Raw genomic sequence first — 20,684 nt, forward strand, 5'->3', positions numbered from 1 at the left:
GACATCCGCGCCGCTGTCGAACTTCTTCCAGTTGATCTTGGCCTTGGTGGCAGCCTCATAGGTCCCGTCGGCCTGCGGCACGCGCGATGGCTCGACGATCGGCTGGTAGCCGATATTGATCGTGACGTCGGCGGCAAAAGCGCCTGTCGCTGCAAGGGTCGCGGTCAGGCCGGTCGCAAGTGCCAGCGTTGCAAGCCCGCGCCGTGAAATGGAAAACATGTCGGATCTCCCTGAATATCTTCGTGTTGATCGGTAAGACAGCGCTTATTCCGCCGCCGCCTTGAACGACTGGGCGGCTTCCAGGCCGCGCTCGAGATCGGCCAGAATGTCGTCGATATGCTCGATGCCGACCGAAAGGCGCACATAGCCTTCCGTCACGCCCGTCTTGCGCTGGTCCTCGGCGCTCAGCTGCGAATGCGTGGTGGAGGCCGGATGAATGGCAAGGCTGCGGGCATCGCCGATATTGGCCACGTGATAATGCAGTGTCAGCGCATCGATGAAGCGTCGACCGGCATCGCGTCCGCCTGCCAGCTCAAAGCCCACGAGACCACCATAGCCCCCCTTCAGGACGGCATCGGCGCGTGCACGTGCCGTACCGGTCTGCAGGCCCGGATAGATGACCTTGGTGACCTCCGGATGCCGGGACAGGAATTCCGCCACCTTCTGCGCATTGCTGCTGTGCCGTTCGATGCGCAGCGGCAAGGTCTCGATCCCTTGCAGCGTCAGGAAGGCGTTGAAGGGGGACAGTGCCGCTCCGAGGTCACGCAGCAGGGTGGTGCGCGCCTTGATGATGTAGGCGACGGGGCCAAGCGCCCGGGTTGCTTCCACCCAGACAGCGCCGTGGTAGCTCGGATCCGGCGTGTTGAGCGCCGGCTGGCGTGCCGCAGCGGCCTCCCAATCGAAATTGCCGCCGTCGATGATGGCGCCGCCGATGGAAGAGCCATGGCCGCCGATATATTTGGTGGTCGAGTAAACGACGATGGCGGCGCCGTGGTCGAAGGGGCGCGCGAGGAGTGGCGCTGCGGTATTGTCGACGATCAGCGGAATGCCGAGCTTGCGCCCGATGGCGGCGACCTCCGCGATCGGGAAGACCTGCAGCTTGGGGTTCGGCAGGGTTTCGGCATAGTAGGCGCGCGTGCGCTCGTCGGTTGCACGGGCAAAGGCTTCCGGATCCTGCGGATCGACGAAGCGCACCTCGATGCCCTGATCCTTCAGGGTGTTGGCAAACAGGTTCCAGGTGCCGCCATAGAGGTCGGTCGAGCTGACGATGTTATCACCCGCCCGCGCCAGGTTCTGGATCGCGAAGGCCGAGGCAGCCTGTCCGGAGGCCAGAACCAGAGCGGCCGCACCGCCTTCCAGCGCCGCCAGACGCTGTTCCAGAACATCATTGGTCGGATTGCCGATACGGGTATAGATCGGCCCGAGTTCCTCCAGCGCGAAGAGGCGCGAGGCATGGTCGGCGTTCTGGAACTGGAACGACGTCGTCTGGTAGATCGGCGGCTGGACCGCCCCCGTGGCAGGATCTGCCCGCCAGCCCGCGTGCAACGCAAGGGTTTCGGAATTTGAAATCTTCGTCATGTGCCTCTCCTCTGCAGTCCCGGCGCCATCGGCGCTTCATGGACACTGAGGATGAGGATAGGTTAGTCCATAAATTCTACAGATTATAAAAATTGCGAATTTGCGAACAGAAGAGAAAAATTCGCCTCCGTCTTTGGAAGGGGCCGAAGCAGGGATGCCGCAGATGCGTTGGGCAAGCACCCCCGGACCCGGATGGCGCGCACAGCTTGCAGGACATTTTGGATGTCCCGATGGGAGGCACGGGACCAGATGGGCCCTGACACTTAACCCTGATTGTAATCCGCAAGAGATCGCCGAGACGCCCACGGGCGGAGCTGGCGCCATGCAAAGAGCGTCGAGCGGAGTCGGGCTGACGTGTCGGGCCGTCTGTGGTCGGTTGGCGCCGCTGGACAATGCGAGGCTCGGCCGCATCCGTCAGGTTGTGCAATCGACAGGCGCGCACCAAATTTTCCCGATCGTTTCCGACTTACGCAAATTCATTGCTTATAAATCTATAAAATACATAGAATAAATAATCTCCGATAAATTGTTGGAGATGCCCATGCCCTATCAGCTCAGTCTTCTGGATAAAAGTCCGGTTCGCGCAGGAGACAGCGCCGTGACCGCGCTGGCGAACACCGTCAACCTTGCCAGGCGTGCGGAAGAGCTGGGTTATCGGCGCTTCTGGGTGGCGGAGCATCACGGCACCACCGAACTGGCAAGCTCTGCACCGGAGGTGCTGGTCAGCTGGATCCTCGCCAATACCTCGCGCATCCGCGTCGGCTCCGGGGGCGTCATGCTGCAGCATTACAGCCCCTACAAGGTTGCCGAGACCTTCAACCTGCTGTCTTCTCTGGCGCCGGGTCGCGTCGATCTCGGGATCGGCAAGACGCCGGGCGGTCTGCCGAATGCGACGCAGGCCTTGCAGGTCTACCGCGCGGAAAAGCCGGATTTTGCCGCCCAGCTCGCGGCATTGACAACCTATCTGGATGAAGCCGTCCGCGTCGGACGGGATCCGGCGCGCCCGGTTGCGGGGCCGCAGCCGCCCGTCAGCGCCGAGCGGTTCTTGCTGGGGGCAAGCCCGGACAGCGCGCGGCTGGCCGCGCAGCAGGGCTGGCATTTCGTCTTTGCCGGTCACCTGAACGGCGATCCGGAAAACCTTCGCCTCAGCCTGGAGACTTTCCGCGCCGAAAGCGGTGGCAAGAGCGCCATCCTCGCGCTGGCCGTGCTCGCCTCCACCGATGCGGCACGCGCTGCGGAACAGGTGGCGGACCTGAAAGTCTTCAAGGTCTTCCTCGACAACGGACAGTCCGTCAGTCTCGGGCGGCGGGAGCAGGCGGAGGAATTTGCCCGGCAGGCCGGCGCGAAGAGTTTCCGCATCGAGGAGCGCAAGCCGAGCATCCTGCACGGGACGCCGGAGACGATCCACGCCGAGCTCGCCGATCTCTCGGCCCGCTACGGCATCGAGGAATTCATTCTCGAGCCGCCCGCCGTCAGCGCCGACGAGCGGCTGGCATCCATCGAACTTCTGGCGCGCCAGCCTCTTTCGGCGGCCGCCTGACCTCGGAGCATCATCCCATGAGCAAGAAAATCACCTTCGGAATCATGCTACAGGGCGCTGGCGGCCATATGAACGCCTGGCGCCATCCCAAAAGTCCGGTCGATGCCAGCGTCAACCTCGCCTTCTTCCAGAGCGTCGCGCAGAAGGCGGAAGCCGCCGGCATCGCCTTCGGCTTCGTGGCCGACGGGCTCTACATCAACGAGAAGTCGATCCCGCATTTCCTCAACCGCTTCGAGCCGCTGACGATCCTGTCGGCGCTTGCCACCGTCACCAGCCGCTTCGGGCTGGCGGGCACCGTTTCCACCTCCTACAGCGACCCCTTCACGGTGGCGCGGCAGTTCGCCTCGCTGGACCTCATCAGTGGCGGGCGCGCCGGCTGGAATGCGGTGACCACGCCGCTGGAAGGCACAGCGCGCAATTACAGCCGCCAGCATCCGGAACATGCGCTGCGCTACGAGATCGCCCAGGAATATCTGGAGGTTGTGAAGGGCCTGTGGGACAGCTGGGACGATGACGCCTTCGTGCGCAATCGCGAGACCGGCCAGTTCTTCGACCGCGAGAAGCTGCACCGGCTCGATCACAAGGGCCGCTTCTTCTCCGTGGAAGGGCCCCTCAACATCCAGCGATCTCCGCAGGGCCAGCCGGTCGTCTTCCAGGCCGGGTCTTCCGATGCCGGCATCGGCCTTGCCGGTCGTCACGCCGATGCCGTTTTCACCAATTCGGTGTCGCTGGAGGAAAATCGCAGCTTCCTGCAACGCGTGAAGCAGGCGGCGGTCGCGCAGGGGCGCTCTGCGGATGACGTGAAGATTTTCCCGGGCATCGGTCCGGTCGTTGGCCGCACGCAAGCGGAAGCGGAAGAGAAATACCAGATCATCCGCAATCTGATCACCATCGAGGAGGCGCTCGCCTATCTCGGTCGCTTCTTCGATCATCACGATTTCAGCGTCTATCCACTCGACGCCCCGTTCCCGGACCTCGGTGACATCGGCAAGAACAGCTTCCGCTCGACCACCGATCGTATCAAGCGTGTGGCCCGCGAAAAGGGGCAGACGCTGCGCGAGGCGGCGCTCGAGGCGGCCACGCCGCGTGAAGGCTTCGTTGGTTCGGCCGAGACGGTGGCCGACACGATCATCGACTGGGTGGAAAACGGTGCCGCAGACGGCTTCATCCTCGGTTTTCCGGTGATTGCCGAGGGTCTCGACGATTTCATCGAACTGGTCATCCCGATCCTGAAGGCGCGCGGCTATTTCGACGGTCAGCTGACCGGTGCCATACTGCGCGAAAATCTCGGCCTGCCGTTCAAGTCAAGCCATTACGCCAGGCTGGAGGCCTGGGAAAAGGCCCGCGCCTGACACCCGGCCGTCAAAGCCAACCCTGCCGCGCAAGCTTTGGAGTCCTGTCATGAATGTTCATGTGAACGGCGGTCGCCCGGGCGATCCTGCCGGGGTGATCGATTTCGCCTTTCTCGATGAGATCATCGCCCTGCGGCACGATCTGCATCGCCACCCCGAACTCGCCTTCGAGGAGAAGCGCACCGCAGGTGTCATCGCCCGCTACCTGCTCTCCTATGGCTACACCGTGCAGGAAGGCATCGGTGGCACCGGCGTGGTCGCCACGCTGAAGCGCGGCCGGGGATCGAAGCGCCTCGGCATCCGCGCCGATTTCGATGCGCTGCCCATCACCGAGGAGACCGGGCAACCGTTTACCTCGGAGAATGCGGGTGTGATGCATGCCTGCGGCCATGACGGGCATACGGCCATTCTGCTCGCCGCGGCGCGTTATCTCGCGGAAGAAGTTGCCTTCGAGGGCACGCTGGTTCTGATCTTCCAGCCGGCGGAAGAGATCGGCGCCGGGGCCAAGGCGATGATCGGGCAGGGCCTGTTCGAGCGCTTCCCCGTCGATGCGGTCTTCGGCCTGCACAACTGGCCGGGGGTGGCGGCGGGCAGGTTCGGCTTCGTGGCGGGGCCGGCCATGGCCTCGGTGGATCAGGCGCTCATCACCGTTCGCGGCAAGGGCGGCCATGGCGCGTCTCCGCATGAGGCTGTCGATCCGGTGCTCGCCTCGGCAAGCCTCATCACGGCGCTGCAGAGCATCGTGTCGCGCAACATCGATCCGCTTGAAACGGCGGTCGTGACGGTCGGCTCCATTCACGGCGGCGCCGCCTCCAACGTCATTCCGGAAAGCGTCGAGCTGAAGCTGACCCTGCGCGCCTTCACCGAGGAGGTCCGGGCGAGGCTGGAGACGCGGGTGCCGGCGCTTGCGCGCTCCCAGGCCGAAAGCTTCGGCGCCTCGGCCGAGGTCAAGTATCGGCGCGGCTTTCCGGCCGTCGTCAACCACGAGGCCGAGACGGCCTTTGTCCGGGACGTGGCCGAGCGCAACTTCCCGGCCGGAACGGTGATTGCCGATTTCCGGCCGCGCACCGCCAGCGAGGATTTTGCCTACATGCTGCAGGCGCGTCCCGGCGCTTACGTCTTCGTCGGCAATGGCGAGGGCGCGCCGCTCCATAGCCCCCATTACCGCTTCAACGACGACATCATCGCGCCAGCCGCAACCCTCTGGGTGCGGCTGGCCGAGACCTTCCTGTCCTGATCTGCCACGATCCAAGGAGAACGCCATGAGCGATCATTTCCATTACACCAGCCCGCTCGACCCGCTGGCGGCGCCGCTGCTGGAGCAGCTGACGTTCGAATATGACAGCCGTTACGGCAGCTTCTTCGATGCCGAGGGCGCGAAGAAGGAAATCAACCGCTATCCGGCCGAGGTCTTCCAGCCGCCGCACGGCAATTTCCTGCTGCTGCTGCGGGAGGGCAGGGCCATTGCCGGCGGCGCCTTCATGGCCCATGCCGACGAGGGAACGGCGGAGTTCAAGCGGATCTGGACCGACGCAACGCTGCGCCGCCAGGGTCTGGCGCGCAAGGTGCTTCTGGAACTGGAGGCCCAGGCGATCCGGCAGGGATACCACCGGGTCTATCTCACCACCGGCTTTCGCCAGCCGGAGGCGGTCGGCCTTTATCTCACCAATGGCTACACCGCGCTGTTCGACACCACGGCTGCGCCGGAAACCATCGTGAAGCTGCCCTTCGAGAAACACCTGAAGGTGGAGCGCCATCGTCCTGCCCATTCCCTGCAGCGTCCCGTGGCGGACGTGCGGCCGAGCGCATGAGGGGCTTTCGCATGGCTGTCACAACAGATTTCGTCGAGACGGGCGTGGCCAGCGCGTCCCCCTCGTCCCGCCCCCGCACCGGTTTTGCCCAGTACAGGATCGTTCCGGCCCGCTATCCGGCCCGCACCGCCGGCACGCTGTTTGCGCTTCTCGTCATCGGGGTCGCGCTGCATTCGGTGTTCACCAATCCGCGCTGGGGCTGGGATGTCTTTGCGCAATGGTTCTTTGCAGAACCGGTGCTCGTCGGCCTCGGCCGCACGCTGCTGCTGACCCTGCTGGGCACGATTTCAGGCTTCACGCTCGGCACGGCGCTCGCCCTGGCGCGCGTGTCCCGTTCGCCGCTGCTGTCAGGTCTGTCCTGGACCTATATCTGGATCTTTCGCTCCATTCCGCTCGTCGTCCTGCTGCTGATCCTCAACAATCTCGGCTATCTCTACGAGACCGTGACGATCGGCGTGCCCTTTACCGGCATCAATTTCATCAGCTGGAACACCACGCAGATCATGACGCCGTTTGCCGCGGCGCTGCTCGGCCTGACGCTGAACCAGGCCGCCTTCGCCTCCGAGATCATCCGGGGCGGCATTCTCTCGGTCGATCAGGGACAGCTCGAGGCGGCCGCCGCACTCGGCCTGCCGCGGGGCCGGCAGGCGAGGCGCATCATCCTGCCGCAGGCCATGCGCTCCATCCTGCCCACCGCCTTCAACGATATCATCGGGCTCGCCAAGGGCACCTCGCAGGTCTACATCCTGGCGCTGCCGGAACTGTTCTACACGATCCAGATCATCTACCGTCGCAATCTGGAGGTCATTCCGCTGCTGATGGTGGCGACGGTCTGGTATCTCGTCATCCTCACGGTGCTGTCGCTGGTCCAGCACCATATCGAACGGCATTATGCCCGTGGCGCGCTGCGCACGCTGCCCCCCTCGCTGCTCTCGCGCCTGTCGCGGCGCCTTGCCGGAACGCATCAGACGCAGAGCGCTGTTCTCCCAACGCAGGTGGACCGTTCGGTCAGCATCGCGCCGCTTCACGCGCATGGCGGCGACGTGACGATCCAGGGCGTCTCCAAGAGCTCGGTCCGCTGAAGGTTCTCGACGATGTGTCGTTGACGCTTGCGGCGGGCAGCGTCACCGTCATCCTCGGTCAGTCGGGCTCCGGCAAGTCGACGCTGCTGCGCTCGATCAACCATCTCGAACGGGTCGATGAAGGTTTCATTGCCATTGACGGTCAGCTGGTCGGCTATCGGCAGGAGGGCGAGACGCTCTACGAGCTGAAGGAGAAGGACATCCTGAAGCGCCGCGTCGAAGTCGGCATGGTGTTCCAGAACTTCAATCTCTTCCCGCATCTGACTGTTCTCGACAACATCGTGGAGGCGCCCGTCACCGTGCGTGGACTTGCCCGTGAACAGGCCGAACGGGAGGCGCGCGAGCTTCTGGCCCGCGTCGGCCTGGCCGACAAGGCGGATGCCTATCCGCGCCAGCTCTCCGGCGGCCAGCAGCAGCGCGTCGCCATTGCCCGCGCCCTGGCCCTCAAGCCCAAGGTTCTCCTGTTCGACGAGCCGACCTCCGCGCTCGACCCGGAGCTGGTGGGCGAAGTGCTGGAGGTGATCCGCGAACTTTCCCGCTCCGGCACCACGCTGGTGATCGTGACGCACGAGATCGGCTTTGCCCGCGAGGTGGCGGATCTGGTCGTCTTCATGGAGCAGGGACGCATTCTCGAGACCGGTACGCCGGACAAGCTCTTCAACACGCCGGACCATCCGCGCACTGCGGAATTCCTGGCCAAGGTTCTCTAACGAAAACATCAGAGGAACACCTGACATGTCTTATTCCAAAAGTATTTTCAGCACTGTTGTGGCGGGCCTTGTCGCCCTTGCCGCATCCGTCGCCGGTATCGCCCATGCGCAGGAGGTCGATCTTTCGCCGGAGCAGAAGGGGCGCGTGCGGGCGCAGAAGGTCGAGGCGGCGATCAAGCTGATCCCGGCCGGCTTCACCTTCGTGACGCCCGGCAAGCTGACGGTCGCAACGGTTCCCTTCCGCCTGCCGCTGGTGGATTATGCGAGCGATACCAGGACCCCGATCGGCATCGAGCCGGATCTGGCCCAGCTGATCGCCGACGGGCTGGGGTTGCAGCTGCAACTGGTGCCGATTGCCTGGGCCGACTGGCCGCTGGGTCTTGCCTCCGGCAAGTATGACGCCGTGATCTCCAACGTGACGGTGACGGAAGAGCGCAAGGAGAAGTTTGATTTCTCCAGCTATCGTAACGACCTGCTGGGCTTCTATGCCGCCAGGGACGGCAAGGTGAAGGCGATCTCGAAGCCGGAAGACGTCGCCGGCCTGAAGGTCATCGTCGGCGCCGCGACGAACCAGGAGCAGATCCTGCTGCGCTGGATCGAAGAGAACAAGGCCAAGGGCCTGCCGGCAACCGAGGTTCAGTATTACGACGACCAGGCGGTGCTTGACCTCGCCCTGCAGGCCGGCCGCGCCGATGTCTATCTCGGTCCGAATGCGACAGCGGCCTTCCAGGCGCAGAAGGAAGGCAAGACGCGGCTGGTTGGAACCTTCTCCGGCGGCTGGCCGCTGACGGCGGAAATCGCGGTTGCAACCCGCAAGGGATCCGGCATCGCCGATGCCTTCACGGCGGTTCTGAACGAAGAGATCAGGCAGGGCAACTACACCAGGGCCCTGGCGCGCTGGAACCTGACCTCCGAGGCCATCACGGAATCGAAGACCAATCCGCCCGGTCTGCCGAAGAAGAAGTGATTGTGGGGGCGCGCCCCCTGGCGCGCCCTTTTCCCGTTTCAGAAGCTGGAGACTATCATCGTGTCGATGGTTGATAAAATTGGTCGCAGTCTCGCGACCGCATTGGTTCTCGTCGCTCTCGGACCCGCATCGGCGGTGCGTGCCGGCGCGGACAGCGTCTACGACCTGTCACCCGAACAGACGGGGCGTATTCATGTGAAGCCCAATCCACAAGCGATCGCCGCCGTTCCCGCCGATTTCAGGTTCGTGACGCCGGGCACCTTCACGGTCGCCTCGGCCGTCGGCGGCCCGCCGCTCAACACCTATGCGACGGATGCCAAGACGGTCGTCGGCGCCGATCCCGATCTTGCGTCTGCCATTGCCGAAAGCCTTGGCCTGCGGCTGACCATCATTCCCGTCGCCTGGGCCGACTGGCCGCTCGGCCTCAGCTCCGGCAAGTATGACGCGGTGATTTCCAATGTCGGCGTCACCGAGCAGCGCAAGGAGAAGTTCGATTTCTCCAGCTATCGCAAGGGCGGCCATGGTTTCTTCGTGCGGCTCGACAGCAAGATCGGACCGATCAGCGAACCGAAGGATGCTGCCGGGCTTCGCATCATCGTCGGCGCCGGCACCAATCAGGAGCGCATCCTGGTGCGGTGGAGCGAGGAGAACGTCAAGGCGGGCCTGAAGCCGATCGAGCTGCAATATTATGATGACGAGGCGACGCAGTTGCTTGCGCTGCAATCGGGCCGCGCCGACGTCATCGTGCAGCCGCATTCCACGCTGGTCTTCATCGCCAACCGTGACAAGAACATCAAGCGTGTCGGCTTTCTCTCCGCCGGCTGGCCGGAACGCTCGGATGTGGCGATCACCACCCGCAAGGGATCCGGTCTCGCCAATGCCCTCACGATTGCCACGAACGGACTGATCGCCAGCGGCGACTACGCAAAGATCCTCGACCGCTGGCAGTTGAGCGAGGAGGCCCTGGCGAAATCCGAGACCAACCCGCCCGGCCTGCCGAAATACTGAACGCGCATCCCCGCTTTGCTTTCAAAGGTTTCCCCACCATGGCTCTCTCCATCGCCCATATCGGCTTCCTCACCCCTGGCAATTATCCCGATAACGATCCGGCGGCGGGGCTCGAGGAGACGCTGAAACTCTTCGAGGCCGGCGAGGCGCTGGGTTTTGACAGCGCCTGGGTGCGTCAGCGCCATCTGGAGCATGGTGTTTCCTCCGCGCCGGTGTTTCTCGCCGCAGCCAGCCAGCGCACGCGGCGGATCGAACTGGGGTCTGCCGTGATCCAGCTCGGCTATGAAAGTCCGTTCCGGCTGGCGGAGGACCTTTCCATGGCCGATTCCCTCGCAGGCGGGCGGTTGAATGTCGGGGTCAGCGCCGGTCCGCCGCTGCATGCGGAGCTGGTCGCGCCATTGGTCTTCGATGGCGACTGGCGCAGCTTCGATTTCTCCTACGGGCGGGTGGAGCGGCTTCTCGACAGCCTCTCCGGCCATTATCTGGGCGATGGGGAAACCTATGTTCTCTCACCCGGCAACCGCCAGCGTGCCCGCCTGCAACCCTTTGCGCCGGGTCTTAGGGACCGGGTCTGGTATGGCGGCGGCTCGCTTCGCTCCTATGAATGGACAGGTTCGAAGGGCCTCAACCTGATGATCGGCAGCCTCACCTCCGGCGATGTGTCCGACCGGTTCGAGGAGGCGCAACTGGCGCAGCTCAGAGCCTATCGCGCCGCCTTGCCGCCCGGCCGCACACCGCGGGTGGCGGCGGGCCGCGTGATCGTGCCGACCGATAGCGCCGATGCAAGAACGCGGGCCCGCTACGCGACCTATGCCGCCAGCCGGCATGAGCGGACACTCTCGCCGCAAGGCCCGCGCCGCACGTTGTTCAGCCGCGATCTCGTCGGCAGTTCGGATGAAATCATTGCCCGCCTTCAGGCGGATCCGGTTCTGTCCGAAGTTCAGGAACTGCGCCTTGAGCTGCCTTACGAATTCGCGCTGGAGGAGTATCTGCAGATCATTACCGATTTTGTCGAAAAGATCGCCCCGCAGATCGGCTGGCAACGTCGCACCGGGGCAGAGCATCCCGATCCCCGGAGTTTTCGAGACCCGGCAATCCGGGATGCCGAGCGCGGGCGTTTCGCACCCTAGGCCTGCCATGCCTGCGAGGATGGAGGGCTGCCATCCGGATGGCCGTGAAGACGGTGCGACGGCATGGATCGCAACGGAGGGCGGAATGCGGCTGACGGTCCGTCGCGCCGCCACGAGATCTGCAAGGTGATACCCGGCGAGGACGGGCGAGGGCATGGGAAATCCTTTCATGGCCCTTGCGAGGGTATGGAAATGCAGACCGGGGTCCAACTTTGGAATGGGCACTCTCGATATAATATTAAATTTATAGAAATAATTCATCCAAATCGGAGGTATTGGAATGAAGTCGATCATTCGTCTGGCCGCTGCCCTGGCCCTGGTAGGAGCAAGTCACGTCGCCGCCCTTGCGGCGCAGATCTCGGAAATCCGGATCGACTGGGCGACCTACAATCCCGTCAGCCTTGTCCTGAAAGCCGACGGCGTTCTGGAAAAGGAATTCGAGAAGGATGGCATCAAGGTTACCTGGGTGCAGTCTGCCGGCTCCAACAAGGCGCTGGAATTCCTCAATGCCGGTTCCCTTGATTTCGGCTCGACGGCGGGCGCCGCTGCCCTGATCGGTCGCATCAACGGCAATCCGATCAAGTCGGTCTATGTCTATTCGAAGCCGGAGTGGACGGCGCTGGTGACGCGCAAGGATACCGGCATCACCACGGTGGCGGATCTGAAGGGCAAGGCCATCGCCGTGACACGGGGCACCGATCCGCATATCTTCCTTGTGCGGGCGCTCGCGGAGGCGGGACTGACGGAAAAGGACGTTTCACTGGTCCTGTTGCAGCATGCGGATGGCCGCCTCGCACTGAAGCGGGGAGACGTGGCGGCCTGGGCGGGCCTGGATCCGATCATGGCATCGGCCGAGATCGAGGATGGTGACGTTCTCTTTCACCGCAATCCAGCCAACAACAGCTGGGGTGTGCTGAATGTTCGCGAGGAATTTGCGGCCCAACACCCGGACATTGTCAGGCGTGTGCTGCGGGCCTACGAGCAGGCGCGCGCTGAATCGCAAAAGAACCCGGCCAAGCTGAAGGCTGAACTGGTCGCCGCCACGAAACTGCCGGAGCCCGTGATCGAGCGCCAGCTGCAGCGGACCGACCTCAACCATTCCGCGATCGGACAGGAGCAGGCGGGCACGATTGCCGCCGCCGGCCTTGCCCTGCAGAAAGCCGGGGTGGTGAAGGCCGATGTGGACGTTGCCGCCACCGTCTCCCAGCTCATCGATCCCTCCTATCTGCCTGTCGGGGTGGGCCAGTAATCTTCGGAGCCGCACGACATGGCCTTTCTGGAAGCCGTCTTTCTCAAACGCCAGCCGGGCGATGATCTGCCCTTGCGGCAGGGTGCTTCGCTTCTACAGCTGCTGAAACCGGTCCTGATTTCCGTCCTGTTTCCGCTGCTTGTGCTCGCAGGCTGGGAACTCGGCGTCCGGTCCGGTGTGATTGGAGGGCGGCTGATGCCGCCGCCCTCGCGCGTTCTGACGGCGCTCTCATCGCTCGCCGCCTCGGGAGAACTCTCGATGCATATCGGGGTCACGTTGCGGCGCGTGCTTGTGGGCTTCGTGACGGGCGCGGCAGCCGGCACGGTGCTCGGGGCGGTGACCGGTTCCTCGCCCCTGGCGTCGCGTCTTCTCGATCCCACGCTGCAGGCACTCAGGGCCATCCCTTCCATTGCCTGGGTGCCGCTGTTCATCCTGTGGTTCGGTATTTTCGAGACCTCCAAGGTTGCCCTGATCGCTGTCGGCGTCTTCTTTCCGGTCTATCTCGGGGTGCATGGGGCCATCACCGGCGTCGACCGGCGCATCGTTGAGGTCGGACGTGTCTTCCGCCTGTCGCGGCTGGGGCTTGTCCGCAGGATCCTGCTGCCGTCCATCCTGCCAAGCTATGTGCTGGCCCTGCGCGCGGGCCTCGGCCTTGGCTGGATGTTCGTGGTTGCTGCCGAGTTCATGGGCGCATCGGAGGGGCTGGGCTATCTTCTGGTTGATGGCCAGCAACTGGGCAAGCCGGATCAGATCATTGCCGCCATCCTCGTCTTCGCCCTGGTCGGCAAGGTGACGGATACCGTGCTTCTGCTCTGCTCCGCCCCGTTCCTCGCCTGGCAGGATACGCATCAGGGGAAACGGTAATGCTCGATATCCTGCGCCTGTCGAAGATCTATCCCAACGGGACCCGCGCGCTGGAAGCCTTTACGCTGAGCATCAGCAAAGGGGAGGTGGTGGCCATCATCGGCGGTTCCGGATGCGGCAAGAGCACGCTTCTGCGCCTGCTCGCCGGCCTGGAAGAGGCCAGCGAAGGGACGGTCAAGCTGCGCGGCCGCCGGCTGCACAAGCCGGATCCTCTCGTGAATGTCGTGTTCCAGGAGCCGCGCCTGTTTCCGTGGTTGAGCGTGGCCGACAATGTGGGCTTCGGCCTGTCCCATCTTGCCGCGGACAAGCGGAAGACGGCCGTTGCACAGGTTCTCAAAAGGCTGGGGCTCTCGGGCTTTGAGGGGCGCTGGACCAAGGAATTGTCCGGCGGTCAGGCGCAGCGGGTGGCGCTCGCAAGAGCGATCGTGACGATGCCCTCGGTCCTGCTGCTGGACGAGCCCTTCTCCGCGCTCGACGCCATGACCCGGGAAGACCTGCAATCCCATCTGGTGGATCTCTGGCGGGATTTCGGCTCCACCATGGTGCTGGTGACGCACGATATCGAGGAAGCGATCTTCATGGCGGACAGGGTGGTCGTGATGCGTCCGTTCCCGGGGCGCATTCTCGCGGAAGTCCCGATCGATCTGCCTCGGCCGCGCGATCGCATGAGCGAGGGCTTTACCATGATGCGCCGGCATCTGTCGGAACGGCTCGTCCAGTCCCTTGGCGAACAGCGTACCGCCGAACCCGCCTGAGGCAGGACCGCTACCGCATCATCACGAGCGTTTCCAATTTTCAATCGAAGCTTCCGCCCTTCGGCTCTGAAGGAGACGATGCCATCTCCTGACGAGGGATGCGTGCGCATAAAAATTGGTTTGCATATGACCGACCTCAACAGCGTCATGGATGAGAATAGCCGTGTCTATATCGGCTGCCGCTCAAACGGGATCTATCTCCGCAGGTGCGGAGGAACCGCGCCGATGTCGGTGCCCAGTGCCGTCAGGAAGGGTCTATCTCCGCAGGTGCGGAGGAACCGCGGCTGCGCGCGACAAGGCCATGCCGAGCCTGGGTCTATCTCCGCAGGTGCGGAGGAACCACCCAATTCGGAAACGGCGCGAACCCGGAAGTGGGTCTATCTCCGCAGGTGCGGAGGAACCGAGTGGCCGGGGTGATGACCAGTGATCTGATCGGGTCTATCTCCGCAGGTGCGGAGGAACCCGAAAGCGCCCTAACAACGCTCCAGCAGCGCGGGGTCTATCTCCGCAGGTGCGGAGGAACCGTGCCACCTGTTTCGCAAGCTTTTTTCAAAATGGGTCTATCTCCGCAGGTGCGGAGGAACCTCTGGCCTCTAAGTGCCTGAAAACCTGTACAATGTCAAAGAACAGTCAACGATCAAGGGTTGACGTTTGCGAGAGGCCGCCTCACCAGCAGCATCGCATCATGCGCCACGATCTGCTTGGGAGGTTCGCCAAGCGTGGACAAGCCAAGGCCGCCATGGGCGGCGCTGTCGGCCCAGGTCATGACGATGCTGCCCTGCCGCAGCTGGCCATGCCAGTCCACCATGACATCCCAGATGCGGGTTCGAACGCCAGCGCTCATGCGGGGATGGGCATAGACGCCGGCAGAGAGTTCCAGCATGATCGAACCGAGAAACCCGCGATAGCGGGCCTCCACATCGCGGGTCATGATCACCACCATCGGCATCAGTCTTCATCCTCGTTTGCCGTTTCGGTCCGGGGCGCGTCCGGACCCACCAGAAGCTTGATCCGGTCAATCATCGTGGGAATGACGTCGCGCTGGCGAAACAGCCTGGCAGCACGCTGCCGGGTCAGCCGTTCCACCGGCTCGCCGGTCTTCAGCGCCTCGCTCGCGGCCCCGAATGCGATGTCCAGCGTCACGTCATGGCGGTAGAGATCGGCAATATCGAGCAAGAAGGATTGGCCGGAATCCTCGTGCACGAAACCCAGTTGCGGAATGGCGCCGACGCTTGCCACCGCAACCGCGGCGGCGGCCCGCATGGCGCTGGCGGCGTGGTTGATCGCCTGGTTGGGCATGTCGCCGGCGTTCGGATTGTTACGGTCGTAGTTGCGCCCCTTCCAGGGCACGCCGTGGCGCTCCGCGGCCAGTTGATAGCTGCGCTTGATGCGCGCGCCTTCCTGCCCCCGCAGCACCTCGATGTCGCGGGTGCGCACGATCTCATCGAAGCGGATGGCATACATGGCGCGCGCCACCTCCATGCGCCTCTTCGGGTCTGCCCAGCGGCGCACCTGCTCGCGAGCCAGTGCCGATGTATCGGGCATCAGGGGCGGCGCGGTGTAGAAGCGCACCGCCCCTTCGCCGATCGCCGCCAGCGCACAGCCGTGGCGCGCCAGCAGCCGAAGGGCATCGTGGGTGACGCTGGAGCCCGGCCCCAGCAGTATGATCGAAAGCGCCTGGTGCGGGATCTGGTAGTCGCCGGCGGCAAGCTCGCCGCCGCCGGCCGTCACGAAACGCAGGCAACCGTCTTCCACCTCCAGCCGTCCTCGGTCGAGCCAGACGAGACCGTGCCTGTCCGCGTGGGGAATGCGGGCCTTTTCCAGCCCAAGCCGACCGATCAGCATGTCAGGACCCTCCGGGGCGCAGCAGCAGCATGCCAAAGCCATAGGCCGTGTGACGCCCGACGCCGGAGGCGAGAAGCGTTTGAAATGCTTCCCCATTCGTGACCGTCAGTTCGCCATGGAAGATCGCATCCGGCCCCTCGGACATCGCTTCCTTGCCGTGGCTATCGTTGCGTTGAACCCGGTCGCGGGCAAAGCGCGTCATTCTCGTCGCCTGCCGGTCGAGCACGCAGGCGCCTTCAAGGCGTTCGGCAAGCCAGTCGAGATAGACCTCCTCGCGTGAAAACGATCCCGCATCCTCCGGCACACCATCCGGGAATTGCCGCAGCCGGGCAATCAGAAAGGCGTCCACCTCGCTGCCCTTCTTCATCGGCCCGCGCAGAGCCTCACCCTTGAGCTGCCGCCGGTTTTCTTCGCGACTCCACCCCTCCAGCGGCTTCAGCAGCCGCCGCACGGGCCGCACACGCAGATCGAAGGCCAAGCGTCTGCCTTCCCGCCAAATGGCTGGCATCTCCCGCAGCGCCAGATGCGGGGTTCCCAGGGCGTTCAGCAGTTCCGGTGCCACAAGCTCCAGATTGTCCCGCAGCGTCTCTTCGGTAGCTTTCGTATAGGCATAGAGCGTTGCCCCATGTCCCTTTGGCGCCGGCATCAGACGAAATGGCTGCAACAGGCTCTTTCCAAAGGCTTCGCTGAGGAAATGGTGCAAGGCGCGCCCCTCATCGGCTTCAAAGCCGCGAAACGCCGCCAGCCGGCGAAATTCGCGCAAATCGACCGGCAGGCTTGCAAGTTGAAGCGTGCTCATGAGGCCACCTCTTGCGGCATCACAAAGCCTTCGATCACCCTGCGATGACCGCCATGCAGGCCGCTTTTCCAGTTTCTGAGGTCCGGCAGGTCATGGATGCGGGTCACGGCTTCGCCCTCGTCGGGGCCTTCTCCCGGTGGCCAGAAGGCGCGCAGCCTGCTCCTCCGGTCCTTCCTGTCGGCGGCTGGCAGGCGAGACAGTGCGGCATAGGCCGTTGGCGCCTCCATAAACCAGTCGTCGCGCCGCGCAGCCAGGATCGGCCGCGAGGGAAGGCAAGGCTTGCGGCCGATGAAGAGCGGCCGCGCCGGGCGATAAAGCGCCTCCGCCAGCCTGTCCAGATCCGGCGCGTCATCGCAAGGGGCCAGCCGAACCGCAATCATGATGCGCGCATCCATGTGGTAATCCCGCTTGCGGCGATGCGGCGCGCCATAGCTTGCGCCATCGCGCCCTTCCACAAGGCCCCAGGTGGTCCAGCCTCTGTCGCTTTTTTCCAGCTGTGCATTCTGCATGTCGGTCAAAATGCCGGCGGGCCTGTCGCGATCGATACGGGCGGCAAAGACCAGCCGATCCTGCAGCGCCTGATGTTTGTCCGTCTCGGTGCGTGTCCAGCCAAGCGCATTGGCAAACAGCCCCGTCAGCATGGAGGCGGCCGGAAAGTCGCGCGTAACCCCGATCTGGTCGATGACGACACCGCCAAAGGCGAGCAGCGGCGCCTCCAGATCGAGGATCAGCCACCGTTTGTCAGTCATCGGCATCGGGTGCATCCTTCACCTGTCCGGCGGCCCAGGCTGCCAGCTCCGAAAGCGGCGTCTTGTCGATGCCGGGCAACTCGCCCTCGATGCTCAGATGACGGCGCGCTTCGCCCGTCGCATAGGCTTTGTCGAAGGCCGCCAGCTGCCGCGCCAGCGCATCACGCCCCTTGGCGAAACTGTGGCCGACAGCCTCGCGATAGGCCGTCGACAGCGAACGCGGCTGGCGGTCTCCCGCCTCCACCAGCATCAGTTCCGCCCGGCCGTAAGGGGCCGTCGAGCCAAGCTTGGCACCGGGAGACACTTCCGCAATCAGATAGAGAAGGTTGTGCACCACGCGGGCGGCCAGTTCGCGATCCTCGCCGCAGTTTTTGATCAGCCCCGGCAGGTCGATCACCACATAGCCGTAATAGAGGCCGGAGGTGAGTTCGGTTTCCTGGATCGTATCGGCGCCGCTATCATCATCATCGCGTTTCAGATCGTCGACGGCGGTGAAGTAGTCGTCCTCGCTCTCGGCCGGATGAATGGTGAAGGCGTGCGCCACATGCACCGGCGCATCGATGTTGGCGGCGGGATCGGACGTCACCATGCGGCCGAAGAGAGCGGCAGTCAGGCCGCCCGGCAGGCTTGCGCCCTCGGTCATCGTCCTGAAGTTCTTGTCCTTCGCCCAATCCGCGACAGCCTTTTCCGCAGCCTTGGCATCAACGGCTGATGCGGCAATCTCTGCGGCGCGCGCGGCAAGCCAGGTGATTTCCGGCTCGCCGAGCAAGAGGGTCTGACGGCTCTTCTTTCCTTTTGCGCCACTGTCGCCGTAGACGAGCTTCTGGAAGGCCGGTTCCAGCGCATTCACGATCTCATCGGCAAAATGGCCCCGCAACGGCTTGATCACCTTTTCCGTCACCAGTTCGCGCGAACGGAAGCTATCGACATAGCCGGCAAGCTGTTTCAGCGCGTGCGGGTCATTCTCTGCCTTGCGCCAATGGCGTTTCAGGCTTTGCGAGGAAATGCGGGTGCGCGTCGTGCCGCCATAGACGAGGCGCTTGGCCTGACCGGTATCGTCGCGGTTCAGCAGGGCGGCCGTATAGCTATGCAGCGTATGGATTTGCAGAAAGCGGGGCTTGGTCATTTGTCTTCTCCCTTTGCCTTGACGGCAGCAATGCGATCGGATGCGGTGTAGTAAGCGGCTGCGAGCCGGCGCAGCGGCCAGACGTCGTTCACGAAGAGAAGCTGGGCGATATCGACGCAGTTCACGCCGTTTTCCATCTTGCGCGCAATGAAGCGGGCAATGCCTTCCAGCGCTTCTCCGCGTCGGGCAAAGGGCAGGGCCATGAAAGTGGCCAGCCGCTTTTCCGAGAACTTGGCCTCGGCCAGAACCTTGCCCAGCGGTTCGCCGAGCCGGTGAAACGGCGCTCTCGACGCGACCTCGCCTCGCGGCGCAAGCAGTGCCAGAATGCGGACAAAGAGCATGCCGGTGTCGTTGCCCGAGAGCTTGAGCGCCTTGTTCTGCGCCAGCCTCCAGAATTCCAGTTCTCCCGGCCCGTCGATATCCATTCGGCGCAAACGGGCCAATTGTCCGGGATTGAGTTTCATCAGCTCACCGACAAGGTTGGCGACCGCGGATTTCAGGTCGTCATCTTGTGTCTGGACGGCCTCAGGCATGTTCCGTCACCTCTCTCGCATGTTGATCCGTGAACACTTCGGGATAGTTTTCGCGCAGATCTGCCGCTCGAAGCGCCCGCCTTGCCCGCACTTCGGCTCTCAACCGATAGAGGGAATGGCAGGGCATATCCGGCAGGAACTGCTCGAAAATTGCTTGTGTGCGCTCCCAAAGGCGGGAGGCGAAGTTAAGCGCTTCCGCCTTTCTGGCAGCCTCGTCCAGGGACTCGACCGCGAAGCGCTGCCACAGATGCTCGAAGAAGATGGTATCGGCAAAGCGGTCGAGTGCGGCGCGGGCTGCTGTCGTCCGGGCATAGCTGTCGCGGCTGATGCGCTCTTTTTCGCCGGAGGCCGCAGCCAGCACCAGCGCATAGGCCAAAGCCTTGTCGAAACGGTCGATGGCCTTGGTTTGCTCCTGTGCAATCTGTCGCAGGGTTTCCTGCGATTGCGCAGAACCCCAGCCGCGCAAAATCTGCCGATTTTCCAGGGGAACAATGCGGGTGCGGAAACCGCCTGTCTTCGAATTGCCGCGCGCCAAGGCCTGTGCCGTGATGGCAAGCGGCGCATCCGGCCCCTCGAAGGAGGCGCGATGGGCCAGAAGCGGCAGCACCCATTCCCCGGAAAACAGCAGTCTGGTCAGCGTCCGATAATCGAAATCCCCGTCGTCCCCGATCGTCAGGCTTTTGCCTTCAGTCCTGTGGATCGGTGCCCAGGGGTCGTCCAGATTGCCTTTGAGCGCCTTGGCGGCGATGCGGGTTTCGCGCGAGGTGCCTTTGACTGCCGTGATGCGTCCGTCACGGTTTGACAGTCGCACCCGGCGGCACACCTCGATGAACCAGATGTCGAGATCTTTCAGTTGCAACTGATCGCCTTCCGGCCAAGGCGCCAGCCAGGTCAGGCCAATCCCGCCATCCGCATAATCGATTTGGGTGTTCTGCAGAGCGCGCTCCCGCGTTTCCAGAAGAACCCGCAGATCCCGCCGGAACCACGCACCGGGCCGCACGGCCATGGTCTTGCCCCTCGCCAAGGGCGCAAGGCTCAGCATGGCGCGGGAGGAGGAACCGCCGTTCATGCGGACGATGCCCTGATTGCCAGCCCCGCCATAGCCTTCGCCTGTTTGCAGCGAGACGAGCGCAAACAGCCAATCCTGCGGCGATGCGTTTCGCGCCATCCTCTGTTTCAGATCGTGATTGCGCGAGGTGATCAGAAGATCCAGTCCATCGGCGGTCTCGACATCATTGCCAAGCTTCACGCCTTCCGGCACGGCCGGTTGCAGAAAGGCAGGCTTCGACCAGTCCTCGACCACCAGACACCAGGGTTCATCTTCCGGGTAATCCGGTGTCAGGCCCCGCAGCAGCGTCAGCCATTCGTCCTCCCGCTCGGGAATATCCTTTCGTCCGGCCTTGTGAAGCGTAAGTGCCGCCAGTTGCACCAGAAACATATGCCAGGCAGGCGCCTGATGCGGCCGCAGGGCCGGAAAGCTCTCGATGTCGTCCCGCGCCAGGGCGGCAAGAACGCCGGGAAGCGTGAGGTTTCGATCAGGTCTTACCGCTATCAGTGGCTCTTCAATGAGATTTATCTGGACCAAA

Annotated in this window: 18 protein-coding genes, 2 pseudogenes and 1 CRISPR repeat array; of the genes and pseudogenes, 11 read left to right on the forward strand and 9 right to left on the reverse strand. The window is 63.7% G+C overall.

Annotation, left to right across the window (positions count from 1 at the left end):
* Together tauA and FNA46_RS02075 are read right to left on the reverse strand one after the other, a co-directional pair.
* Positions 1-219, reverse strand: a pseudogene (gene tauA / locus FNA46_RS02070) (taurine ABC transporter substrate-binding protein); the annotation flags it as partial.
* A 45-nt stretch (positions 220-264) separates the two neighbouring features.
* The gene (locus FNA46_RS02075; RefSeq protein WP_142880687.1) at positions 265-1,578 is read right to left on the reverse strand and encodes an O-acetylhomoserine aminocarboxypropyltransferase/cysteine synthase family protein; all 1,314 of its coding nucleotides are present in this window, start codon (positions 1,576-1,578) and stop codon (positions 265-267) included.
* A gap of 541 nt (positions 1,579-2,119) precedes the next feature.
* On the opposite strand from FNA46_RS02075, the gene FNA46_RS02080 reads away from it, so the two are divergent.
* The 11 genes and pseudogenes from FNA46_RS02080 to FNA46_RS02130 all read left to right on the forward strand — a co-directional run bounded on the left by FNA46_RS02080 (position 2,120) and on the right by FNA46_RS02130 (position 14,046).
* Entirely contained in the window at positions 2,120-3,118 is a 999-nt protein-coding gene (locus FNA46_RS02080) for an MsnO8 family LLM class oxidoreductase (RefSeq protein WP_142880688.1), read from the forward strand.
* A gap of 17 nt (positions 3,119-3,135) precedes the next feature.
* Positions 3,136-4,470 carry an LLM class flavin-dependent oxidoreductase gene (locus tag FNA46_RS02085; protein ID WP_142880689.1) on the forward strand — a complete coding sequence of 445 codons (1,335 nt, stop codon included), beginning with the start codon at positions 3,136-3,138 and terminating at the stop codon, positions 4,468-4,470.
* A gap of 49 nt (positions 4,471-4,519) precedes the next feature.
* Positions 4,520-5,707, forward strand: coding sequence for a M20 aminoacylase family protein (locus FNA46_RS02090; RefSeq protein ID WP_142880690.1), 1,188 nt, complete (start codon positions 4,520-4,522; stop codon positions 5,705-5,707).
* Between the two features lie 25 nt (positions 5,708-5,732).
* Positions 5,733-6,281: a GNAT family N-acetyltransferase gene (locus FNA46_RS02095; protein ID WP_142880691.1), complete on the forward strand. Its 549-nt coding sequence runs from the start codon at positions 5,733-5,735 to the stop codon at positions 6,279-6,281.
* Positions 6,282-6,292: 11 nt separating this feature from the next.
* Positions 6,293-8,073, forward strand: a pseudogene (locus FNA46_RS26505) (amino acid ABC transporter permease/ATP-binding protein).
* Between the two features lie 25 nt (positions 8,074-8,098).
* Positions 8,099-9,040, forward strand: coding sequence for an ABC transporter substrate-binding protein (locus tag FNA46_RS02105; protein WP_142880692.1), 942 nt, complete (start codon positions 8,099-8,101; stop codon positions 9,038-9,040).
* Between the two features lie 66 nt (positions 9,041-9,106).
* Positions 9,107-10,048 carry an ABC transporter substrate-binding protein gene (locus tag FNA46_RS02110; protein ID WP_142880693.1) on the forward strand — a complete coding sequence of 314 codons (942 nt, stop codon included), beginning with the start codon at positions 9,107-9,109 and terminating at the stop codon, positions 10,046-10,048.
* A gap of 38 nt (positions 10,049-10,086) precedes the next feature.
* Entirely contained in the window at positions 10,087-11,178 is a 1,092-nt protein-coding gene (locus tag FNA46_RS02115) for an LLM class flavin-dependent oxidoreductase (protein ID WP_142880694.1), read from the forward strand.
* A gap of 280 nt (positions 11,179-11,458) precedes the next feature.
* Positions 11,459-12,427, forward strand: coding sequence for an aliphatic sulfonate ABC transporter substrate-binding protein (locus FNA46_RS02120; protein WP_142880695.1), 969 nt, complete (start codon positions 11,459-11,461; stop codon positions 12,425-12,427).
* Between the two features lie 18 nt (positions 12,428-12,445).
* The gene (locus tag FNA46_RS02125) at positions 12,446-13,291 is read left to right on the forward strand and encodes an ABC transporter permease (RefSeq protein WP_142880696.1); all 846 of its coding nucleotides are present in this window, start codon (positions 12,446-12,448) and stop codon (positions 13,289-13,291) included.
* Positions 13,291-14,046, forward strand: a complete 756-nt coding sequence (locus FNA46_RS02130; RefSeq protein WP_142880697.1) for an ABC transporter ATP-binding protein — start codon at positions 13,291-13,293, stop codon at positions 14,044-14,046. The genes FNA46_RS02125 and FNA46_RS02130 overlap by 1 nt, the downstream gene beginning before the upstream one ends.
* Before the next feature lie 190 nt (positions 14,047-14,236).
* A CRISPR array of direct repeats spans positions 14,237-14,631; the repeat unit is 29 nt; unit sequence GGGTCTATCTCCGCAGGTGCGGAGGAACC.
* A 52-nt stretch (positions 14,632-14,683) separates the two neighbouring features.
* On the opposite strand, the gene cas2e is transcribed toward FNA46_RS02130, so the two are convergent.
* From cas2e to FNA46_RS02165, 7 genes are read right to left on the reverse strand one after another with little or no spacing between them, the layout of a single operon-like run.
* Positions 14,684-14,995 carry a type I-E CRISPR-associated endoribonuclease Cas2e gene (gene cas2e / locus FNA46_RS02135; protein ID WP_142880698.1) on the reverse strand — a complete coding sequence of 104 codons (312 nt, stop codon included), beginning with the start codon at positions 14,993-14,995 and terminating at the stop codon, positions 14,684-14,686.
* A complete protein-coding gene (gene cas1e, locus FNA46_RS02140) occupies positions 14,995-15,891 on the reverse strand; it encodes a type I-E CRISPR-associated endonuclease Cas1e (protein WP_142880699.1) in 897 nt (298 codons plus the stop codon). Before cas1e ends, cas2e begins: the two co-directional genes overlap by 1 nt.
* A 1-nt stretch (position 15,892) precedes the next feature.
* The gene (locus FNA46_RS02145; protein WP_142880700.1) at positions 15,893-16,690 is read right to left on the reverse strand and encodes a type I-E CRISPR-associated protein Cas6/Cse3/CasE; all 798 of its coding nucleotides are present in this window, start codon (positions 16,688-16,690) and stop codon (positions 15,893-15,895) included.
* Positions 16,687-17,445, reverse strand: coding sequence for a type I-E CRISPR-associated protein Cas5/CasD (cas5e, locus tag FNA46_RS02150; protein ID WP_210245845.1), 759 nt, complete (start codon positions 17,443-17,445; stop codon positions 16,687-16,689). The genes FNA46_RS02145 and cas5e overlap by 4 nt, the downstream gene beginning before the upstream one ends.
* Positions 17,432-18,565: a type I-E CRISPR-associated protein Cas7/Cse4/CasC gene (cas7e, locus tag FNA46_RS02155; protein WP_142880701.1), complete on the reverse strand. Its 1,134-nt coding sequence runs from the start codon at positions 18,563-18,565 to the stop codon at positions 17,432-17,434. The genes cas5e and cas7e overlap by 14 nt, the downstream gene beginning before the upstream one ends.
* Entirely contained in the window at positions 18,562-19,098 is a 537-nt protein-coding gene (locus FNA46_RS02160) for a hypothetical protein (protein WP_142880702.1), read from the reverse strand. The genes cas7e and FNA46_RS02160 overlap by 4 nt, the downstream gene beginning before the upstream one ends.
* Positions 19,091-20,683 (reverse strand): hypothetical protein, encoded by a 1,593-nt coding sequence (locus tag FNA46_RS02165; RefSeq protein WP_210245846.1) that lies wholly within the window; start codon positions 20,681-20,683, stop codon positions 19,091-19,093. The genes FNA46_RS02160 and FNA46_RS02165 overlap by 8 nt, the downstream gene beginning before the upstream one ends.
* Between the last annotated feature and the right edge of the window lies 1 nt (position 20,684).

It is taken from the genome of Affinirhizobium straminoryzae (assembly GCF_007004135.1).
GTDB lineage: Bacteria > Pseudomonadota > Alphaproteobacteria > Rhizobiales > Rhizobiaceae > Neorhizobium > Neorhizobium straminoryzae.